Genomic DNA, 7,592 nt, shown 5'->3' on the forward strand with positions numbered 1-7,592 from the left:
GTCCACGCCGACCCGGGGCCGACCAAGGTCGTCGGTGTCGTCATCGGGGGCGGGGTGGTGCCGCTCGTCATGTCGTAGGCGAGGGTGAAGGCGCTGTCGGCGTCGGTCTCGTAGCGGGCGAGCGTGGGGGAGTAGGTGGCGGCCGTGATCGTGTCGGCCGCCGGGTCGAACCGGTAGGTGCGCAGCCAGCCGTCGCCACCGTTGGGGCGGTCCTGGTAGTCGGACAGGATCTGCTGCACCGGGCGGCCGCAGGCGTTGGCGTCGGCGCGGCGGGCCTCGGTGCGGTCGGGCCCGTCGTGCCAGTGGCCGTTGACGACCAGGAAGATCTGGCAGCTCGGCTGCACGAGCTCGTCCCATACCTGCTGCGGCGTGTTGGCGCCGGCGTCGGTGCGGGTGGTCGTGGTGGAACGACCGCCGGCGGTGTGGATGAACGAGTGGGTGGACAAGATCACCCGGTGCTCCGGGTGCGCGGCGAGCACGCCTCGCGCCCAGGCCAGGACGGCGTCGGTGGGGTCGTACTCGAGGCTGAGGAGCATGAAGTCCATGCCCGAGCGCTCGAACGTGACGGCGCTGTTCTTGTTGCCGCGGTAGCCCTCCACGTAGGTCGCGGCGGGTCCGTTCCAGGACGCACCGGTGTACCGCGAGGCCGGGAAGCTCGCGTCGTACCGCACGGCCTCGCCAGTGCTCACGTCCATGTCGTGGTTGCCGGGCAGCACCGCGCTGGGCACGCCGGCGTCGTCCAGCACCTTCATGGAGGTCGACGCCCGCGTCCACTGCTCGGGGATCGGGTGCGTCTCCACCAGGTCGCCCACCTGCGCCACGACCGCGACGTCCAGGTCGTCGGCCTGGTCGGCGATCCACTGCGTCTGCGCGGTGGCGGTGGCGGCGTAGGTGCTCGAGACGGTGTAGCCCTGAAGGTCGGGCAGGACCACGACGGTGAAGGAGGCGTCGGCCTCGGCGGCCGCGGCCGGCGGCGTCGCGCGTGGTGCGACCCCGACGAGCAGACCGCCCGCGAGCAGGAGCGACAGGAGCAGGGGGGTCACGCGCAGAGGGGTCCTCACGTCTGAGAGAGACGTGAGGACCCCGATCGTGACGCGGTGGGTGCAGCGACTACGTGAACAGCGCGTCGAACGACACCAGCTGGACGGCGCCCACGGCGTAGCGCGCCAGGATGACCTCGGCGATCTCCTCGTCGACGCCGAGCGGCTCGGCCACGGCCACGGCGCCGGCCTCGTAGGCCAGCTCCTTGACGCGGTCGGGCAGGAAGCCCGGAGCCAGCATGAGCTGGCCGACCGCGATGTTGCGACGCCCGTCGGCCCGGTGGGCCCGGACGGCCTCGCCGGCGGCGGGGGGCGCGCTCGATGCGAACGCGGCGATCGTGGGGAGCTTGTGGTGGGCGCCCCAGGCCCGGGCAGCGCGCGCGATGGTGGCGTTGGCGATGGCGTCGGAGGAGCCGGCGCCCGCGAGCACCAGTGCATCCAGCTCTCGGACCCGGTTCTCGCGCAGCACGTCGCGCAGCCGTCGGTCGAGCACGCGGAAGAACGCGGACTCGATGCCGAGCACGTCGGTCACCTGGATCCGGATCCCGTCGTGCCGCGCGCGAGCGGCCTCGGCGGCCTCGGGCACGTCGACCTTCGCGTGGTAGGCCTCCGTGAGCAGAAGGGGCACGAGGACGATCTCGCTGTGCCCCTCGGCCACGAGGCGGTCGACGACGCTGTCGAGGCTCGGCTCGGAGTGGTCGAGGAACGCCGTCGTGACGCGGAGGTCGGGACGCATGCACGACACGAGCTCCGTCAGGGCAGTGATGGTGGCGGCGGACCGCGGGTCGCGGCTGCCGTGCGCCAGGGCGATCAACGCTGGTGCAGTCATGCTGTCCTCCTTCCAGAGGGCTCGGTCGTGCTGGGTGGGGTGGGGCGGAGAAGACCGATGTAGCCGAGGCGGAAGGCCCGCTGACACGCTCGGCACTCCCACTCCCCGTGGGTCTCGCCGTGCGGCCTCAGGTCCTCGTCCGCGCAGTACGGGCAGTGGAACGGCGTGGCCCTACCCGTCATCGCAGGACCTCCTCGTCGGCGCGCGCGACCCAGCGGGCGAAGGACTCGTCGCCGTCGCGCTGCTCGAGGTAGGTGCGCGAGAGCTTCTCGACGTAGTGGGGGAGCTGCTCGCCGGTGACCTTGTGGGCGCGGAGCTTGCGGCCGAACCCGGCCTCGAGCCCGAGGGCACCGCCGAGGTGGACTTGGAAGCCCTCGACCTGCCGGCCCTGCTCGTCCAGGACGAGCTGGCCCTTCAGGCCGATGTCGGCGGTCTGGATGCGGGCGCAGGAGTTCGGGCAGCCGTTCACGTTGATCGTGATCGGCGAGTCGAGCTCGGGCACGCGCTGCTCCAGCTCGTCGACCAGGTCACGGGCACGCGCCTTGGTCTCGACGATGGCCAGCTTGCAGTACTCGATGCCCGTGCAGGCCATGGTGTTGCGGCGCCACTGCGAGGGCCGGGCGTACAGGCCCAGTGCGGCGAGGGCGTCCACGAGCGACTCGACGCGGTCCTCCTCGACGTCGAGCACGACGAGCTTCTGCATCGGCGTCGTGGCGACGCGGTCGGAGCCGTGCGCCTCGACCACGTCGGCCACCTGGTTGAGCAGCGTGCCGGAGATGCGACCGACCGTGGCCGCCACGCCCACGTAGTACCGGCCGTCCTTCTGGCGGTGCACGCCCACGTGGTCGACGGGGGTGGTGGGCACCTCGGGGGCCTCGAGGTCGACGAGGGAACGCTCGAGGTACTCGGTCTCGAGCACCTCGCGGAACTTCTCGATGCCCCAGTCGGCCACGAGGAACTTGAGCCGCGCACGCGAGCGCAGACGTCGGTAGCCGTAGTCGCGGAAGATGCTGACGACGCCCTCCCACACCTCGGGCACCTCGTCGACCGGGACCCAGACGCCCACCCGCTGGGCGAGCATCGGGTTGGTCGAGAGCCCGCCACCGACCCAGAGGTCGAAGCCCGGGCCGTGCTCGGGGTGCTCGGCGCCGATGAAGGCGATGTCGTTGATCTGCGGGACCACGTCGTGCCCGGGGTGGCCGCTGATCGCGGACTTGAACTTGCGCGGGAGGTTGGAGAACGCGCGGTCGCCGATGTAGCGGCTCTCGATCGCCTCGATGGCCGGACGGCCGTCGATGATCTCGGTCTCGCTGATGCCGGCCACGGGGGAGCCGAGGATGACGCGGGGGCAGTCGCCGCACGCCTCCTGGGTGGAGAGTCCGACGGACTCCAGACGCTCCCAGATCGTCGGCATGTCCCGGACGTCGATCCAGTGGTACTGCACGTTCTGGCGGTCGGTCAGGTCGGCGGAGTCGCGGGCGAAGTCCACCGAGATGTCCGCGATCGTCCGCAGCTGTCGGAGGTCGAGCTGGCCGCCGTCGACGCGGACGCGGAGCATGAAGTAGCGGTCGTCGAGCTCCTCGGGCTCGAGCGTCGCGGTCTTGCCGCCGTCGATGCCGGCCTTGCGCTGCGTGTAGAGGCCCCACCAGCGGAAGCGGCCACGCAGGTCGCCGGGGTCGATGCTGTCGAACCCGCGGTGGGCGTAGATGTTCTCGATGCGGGCGCGCACGTTGAGCGGGTTGTCGTCCTTCTTGGACTGCTCGTTGGCGTTGAGGGGCTCGCGGTAGCCGAGCGCCCACTGGCCCTCACCACGGCGACGACGTGCCGTGCGTGCGGGGGGCGGGGTGGTGCTCGAAGTCATGAAGGTCCTCGGAGAGAGGACGCACGACGGTCGCGTCCGACGGACGGTGTCGTCGCGCGTCGCGGAAGGGTCAGCGGGCGCGCGGATCAGCGACAGATCATCGTGTGCGCGCGGCCGAGGTCCACGTGGAGACGCTCCACGAGCCAGACGGTCTGCGCGATCAACATGCGGACAGTCTGGTCAGGCCGTGGACGGCCCCACAACTAGGATGTCCATCATCTGGACTCTGTGTCCAATATATGGACTCCGTCGGCCGTTCCGCCTGGAACGGCGCGTGGATGCGTGACCTGAGTCACGCAGCGTGCGGGGACACCCAGGAGACCACGAAGGTGCCCAGCGCCGTCCCCACGAGCACCGCCGCGGCCACCACGAGAGCCACGGGCCAGGCGACGACCCCGGCGACGGCGAGCCCCAGCAGGGCGCCCGGGTGCGCCGCGGCCGCGAGCCCCACACCCAGCACCGCGCCGGAGGTGACCGGCCCGGCGGCAGCCCAGGCCACGGCGCCGGTGTCGGCGGCCAGCGTCGTCCAGGCCAGGACGAGTCCGGCCACCAAGCCCAGCACACCACCCGTGAGGAGGCCGGGCTCGTCCCACACGAGCGATCCTCCGGGCAGGTCGAGTGCGGTGACCGCCGCGCCTGCTGCCACGGCTCCGACCACCTGGGCGGCCAGCGTCGGCAGGACTCCGCCCACCGCGGCGCGGCCGACCAGGGTCAAGGAGACCAGCTGCGCCGGCCCGGTGAGCGCGAGACCCGAGGTCTCCGAGGTGTCGTGGAAGCCGGCCAGCCAGGCGGCGGCCACGGCGACGACCGCCACGGCGGCCACGGCAGTGGCCGGATCGGTGGCCCGCAGCGCCCAGGCGGCGACGGCGGTCGTCAGGGCCGACGTGACGCCAGCGACGGCGAGCGGCTTCACGCGCACGCCCCGGACGGGCGGGCGGCACGGGCTCGCTCGCCGCGATTCCGATCGGCGCCGTCCCGAACGGGGTGGGGGATCGCCTGGCGCGACGGTGCGCTGCGGAGGGGATGCATGTCGATACCGTAGGGCCATGGCGGCTGAACGGGTAGCACGCCCGGCGGCTGTCGACCTGCTGGCGCGGGTCACGGCGCGTACCGTCTCGCGCTGCATCACCCACCGGGTCACCGGGCTCGCGGCCGAGGCCGCGTTCTTCGCGATCCTGTCGTTGCCGCCACTCGTCTTCGGGCTTGCCGGCACGATCGGCTTCGTCGCGGAGCGCTACGACGTCGCGCAGGTCGACGTGCTCAAGGACCGCGTGCTCGACCTGTCGTCGCAGGCCCTGACCCAGGGCACCGTCGACCAGGTCATCGCGCCGACCCTGGACGAGGTGCTGAGCTCGGGCCGCATCGACGTGGTGTCCATCGGCTTCGTGCTGGCCCTGTGGTCGGGGTCGAGGGCGCTCAACGTCTTCCTCGACACGATCTCGATCCTCTACGGGCTCGGCGGGGTGCGCGGCATCGTCAAGACCCGTGCCCTGTCGTTCTCGCTGTACGTGGTGGCGCTGGCGCTCGCGATCATCGTGGTTCCGCTCGTCCTGGCCGGGCCGGAGGTGGCGGCCTCGATCGTGCCCTCCCAGCTGTCGGTGCTGGAGCCGCTGTACTGGCCGGCGGTGCTGCTCGTCTCCGTGGGGTTCCTCGCGTCGCTCTACCACCTGGCCGTCCCCGTGAAGGTGTCGTGGCGCTCCGGGCTGCCTGGGGCCTTCTTCACGATGGGCCTGTGGATCGGCGGCAGCCTGCTCGTCCGCTGGGCCCTGGGGTTCTCCACGGGCGGCACGTCGATCTACGGCCCGCTGGCAGCTCCGATCGCCGTGCTGCTGTGGTTGTACGTCCTGTCGATCGCGGTGCTCATCGGTGCTGCGATCAACGCCTCGCTCGACGAGCAACGCCACCCCCGCGTCGACCGCTAGGATCGGCGCCTGTGAAGGGTTTGCGGAAGGTTGCTGCGCTCGTCGTCGTGCTCCTGGGCGTGGCAGCGCTGCTGTTCGCCCTGCGGTCCTGCAGCAGCGACGACGACGCCGGTTCCGATCCCGAGTCGACCGCGTCGGCCGAGCCGACCGCGCCCCCGTCGTTGGCGCCGGCCAAGATGTCCACGACCAAGATCGAGCGGACCATCAAGGCGCGTCTGGACCAGAACGCAGGGCGCCCCACTCGCATCGAGTGCCCGGAGCGGGTGGCGCAGAAGATCGGTACCACCTTCGACTGCGAGGTGTTCTTCGACGACGAGCCGGACACGGCCGCGATCGCGACGGCCGCGGTCGAGATCGACGGCCCCGACGGCCACTACGTGTGGACGTCGACGCCGAAGTCGCAGGGGGAGTGACCATGTCCGGTGCACGCAAGGTGCTGCCGTGGCTCGTGCTCACGGTGCTTGTCCTGGCCGGCGGCGTCTTCGGGCTGCGGTCGTGGGTCGGCACCGACGCGGCGTCGGACGACTCCGCCTCGCCCGGTGTGGTGAGCGAGTCGGTCGCGCCGACCCCGTCGGCCGGCCTCTCGGCCTCGCCCACGACGGAGCCGACCCCCGGCGAGACCCCGTCGGCCACGCCGACACCGACGCGGACCACCGCGGCTCCGCGGGCCACGTCCGCTCCGCGTCGCACCGCGGCCCCGGCGCCGCGCACCACCCGGGCCACCGGCGCCGTCGTGGCGCGCATCAGGTCCTCGCTCGACGCCAAGGGCGAGCCGACGTCGGTCTGGTGCCCCCCTCGGGTGTCCGCGGCCGTGGGGACCACCTTCACCTGCACGGTGGCCTACGCGTCCGCCCCGGCCACGGTCATCGCCGACGCGACCGTGCGGATCACCTCCCGCCAGGGTCAGTTCACCTGGCGGTCGAGCTCGCGGTCCTGACCGACGCCGCGCCGTCCTCGGCGCGTCCTCGGCGAAGCTGCGCGATCCCGGACCCCCGCGCGGGGGTCCGGGACCACTGGCACGCGCAGCTGTGGTCTCAACCAACGGTGCTGCCCTGCACGTTCCCCGGCCCGAGGAGTCCGAAACACACCTGGTCCTAGGGTGCGGACGTCTCGGTCGGGCTCCGGCGCAGGACGAGGCCCGAAGGTGCCGGTCGTCACGGCATCGGAGCGTCGGCCCGTGGCGTCAACCGCAGGCTGCAGAGGGGCTCACATCGGCGCGGTGGACTCCGCGAGGGACCTGCCGTCGACGGGTGTCGGCCTGATGTCCAGGCCGGCGGCTCGGGTCGGCTTCTCGACGGAGACGTCGCCGACGTCATGGAGCGCGCAGACCGGCACTGCGAAACGTGCATCGTCCAGCTCCAGCTGCGACAGCGTGGACGCCGTCTCGTGGCAGTTGACCTCCGCGCACTTCATGCACCGATGGTGCGCCGCGATCGGCGTTTGCGCCAGTCGCCGTGCCGATCGTTCATCTGCCGGTCGTCGAGGGCCGCGTCGGGTGAGCGGCAGCGGCGGGCCGTAGTCGGGCTGCCGGGAGCCAGTTCAGGACGACGGCGCCCTCGGGCAGGATCATCGCCACGTGGGCCCACCACTGTCCGTCGCGTCGCTGCCACGTGATCAGCAGCCCCGGGTAGGGCGCCATGTCCGGGTGCTTCGCGGACGGGGCGACCCAGACGTGCCGGATCCGCTCGGCCCGCTCGAGGTGGTCGGCGGGGGAGCGGTCGCCGTAACGACGGTTGGCGCCCACCGGGCGATCATACTCGAACGGGTGATCGAATGCCACGGAGCGTGGTCGGGCGCAACGAGACGAGAAGGCTCGGGAATCGTCGAGCTTCTGGAGCCTTCCCGTCGTGGGTCGTGCGGGTCCGACGCCGGGGCATGAAAGTGGGTGGACCCCCGGCTCGGCATGGGAGTGAGTGAGCCGGGGGTCGTGCGCGCGCAGG

General features: G+C 71.9%; 9 protein-coding genes. 3 read left to right on the forward strand and 6 right to left on the reverse strand.

Annotation, left to right across the window (positions count from 1 at the left end; translation table 11 throughout):
* From ASF38_RS16185 to ASF38_RS16200, 4 genes are all read right to left on the reverse strand, one after another.
* On the reverse strand, positions 1–1,043 hold a 1,043-nt coding region (locus ASF38_RS16185; RefSeq protein WP_200914571.1), incomplete at its 3' end, for a metallophosphoesterase.
* Between the two features lie 67 nt (positions 1,044–1,110).
* Positions 1,111–1,869, reverse strand: a complete 759-nt coding sequence (locus ASF38_RS16190) for a sirohydrochlorin chelatase (RefSeq protein WP_055970569.1) — start codon at positions 1,867–1,869, stop codon at positions 1,111–1,113.
* Between the two features lie 178 nt (positions 1,870–2,047).
* Complete coding sequence (locus tag ASF38_RS16195) at positions 2,048–3,730, reverse strand: nitrite/sulfite reductase (protein WP_056577429.1); 1,683 nt, start codon at positions 3,728–3,730, stop codon at positions 2,048–2,050.
* Positions 3,731–4,022: 292 nt separating this feature from the next.
* On the reverse strand, positions 4,023–4,643 hold the full coding sequence (locus tag ASF38_RS16200; protein ID WP_156366963.1) for a hypothetical protein: 621 nt from the start codon (positions 4,641–4,643) through the stop codon (positions 4,023–4,025).
* Between the two features lie 133 nt (positions 4,644–4,776).
* On the opposite strand from ASF38_RS16200, the gene ASF38_RS16205 reads away from it, so the two are divergent.
* Genes ASF38_RS16205 through ASF38_RS16215 form a run of 3 tightly spaced genes read left to right on the forward strand, consistent with a single transcriptional unit; the run spans position 4,777 to position 6,589 of the window.
* Positions 4,777–5,652: a YihY/virulence factor BrkB family protein gene (locus ASF38_RS16205; protein WP_055970563.1), complete on the forward strand. Its 876-nt coding sequence runs from the start codon at positions 4,777–4,779 to the stop codon at positions 5,650–5,652.
* A gap of 11 nt (positions 5,653–5,663) precedes the next feature.
* Positions 5,664–6,065, forward strand: a complete 402-nt coding sequence (locus ASF38_RS16210) for a DUF4333 domain-containing protein (RefSeq protein ID WP_156366964.1) — start codon at positions 5,664–5,666, stop codon at positions 6,063–6,065.
* A gap of 2 nt (positions 6,066–6,067) precedes the next feature.
* Positions 6,068–6,589, forward strand: coding sequence for a hypothetical protein (locus ASF38_RS16215; RefSeq protein ID WP_056577439.1), 522 nt, complete (start codon positions 6,068–6,070; stop codon positions 6,587–6,589).
* Between the two features lie 269 nt (positions 6,590–6,858).
* On the opposite strand, the gene ASF38_RS16220 is transcribed toward ASF38_RS16215, so the two are convergent.
* Positions 6,859–7,065, reverse strand: coding sequence for a hypothetical protein (locus tag ASF38_RS16220; protein ID WP_056577442.1), 207 nt, complete (start codon positions 7,063–7,065; stop codon positions 6,859–6,861).
* Positions 7,066–7,117: 52 nt separating this feature from the next.
* A complete protein-coding gene (locus ASF38_RS16225) occupies positions 7,118–7,396 on the reverse strand; it encodes a hypothetical protein (protein ID WP_056577445.1) in 279 nt (92 codons plus the stop codon).
* Between the last annotated feature and the right edge of the window lie 196 nt (positions 7,397–7,592).

The organism is Aeromicrobium sp. Leaf272 (assembly GCF_001422865.1).
Lineage (GTDB): Bacteria > Actinomycetota > Actinomycetes > Propionibacteriales > Nocardioidaceae > Aeromicrobium.

What these genes read in the sequence shown, in the direction of transcription:
- ASF38_RS16205 (WP_055970563.1), top strand. Translation starts at nt 4,777, where the DNA reads ATGGCGGCTGAACGGGTAGCACGCCCGGCGGCTGTCGACCTGCTGGCG.
- ASF38_RS16220 (WP_056577442.1), bottom strand. Translation starts at nt 7,065, where the DNA reads ATGAAGTGCGCGGAGGTCAACTGCCACGAGACGGCGTCCACGCTGTCG.
- ASF38_RS16215 (WP_056577439.1), top strand. Translation starts at nt 6,068, where the DNA reads ATGTCCGGTGCACGCAAGGTGCTGCCGTGGCTCGTGCTCACGGTGCTT.
- ASF38_RS16195 (WP_056577429.1), bottom strand. Translation starts at nt 3,730, where the DNA reads ATGACTTCGAGCACCACCCCGCCCCCCGCACGCACGGCACGTCGTCGC.
- ASF38_RS16190 (WP_055970569.1), bottom strand. Translation starts at nt 1,869, where the DNA reads ATGACTGCACCAGCGTTGATCGCCCTGGCGCACGGCAGCCGCGACCCG.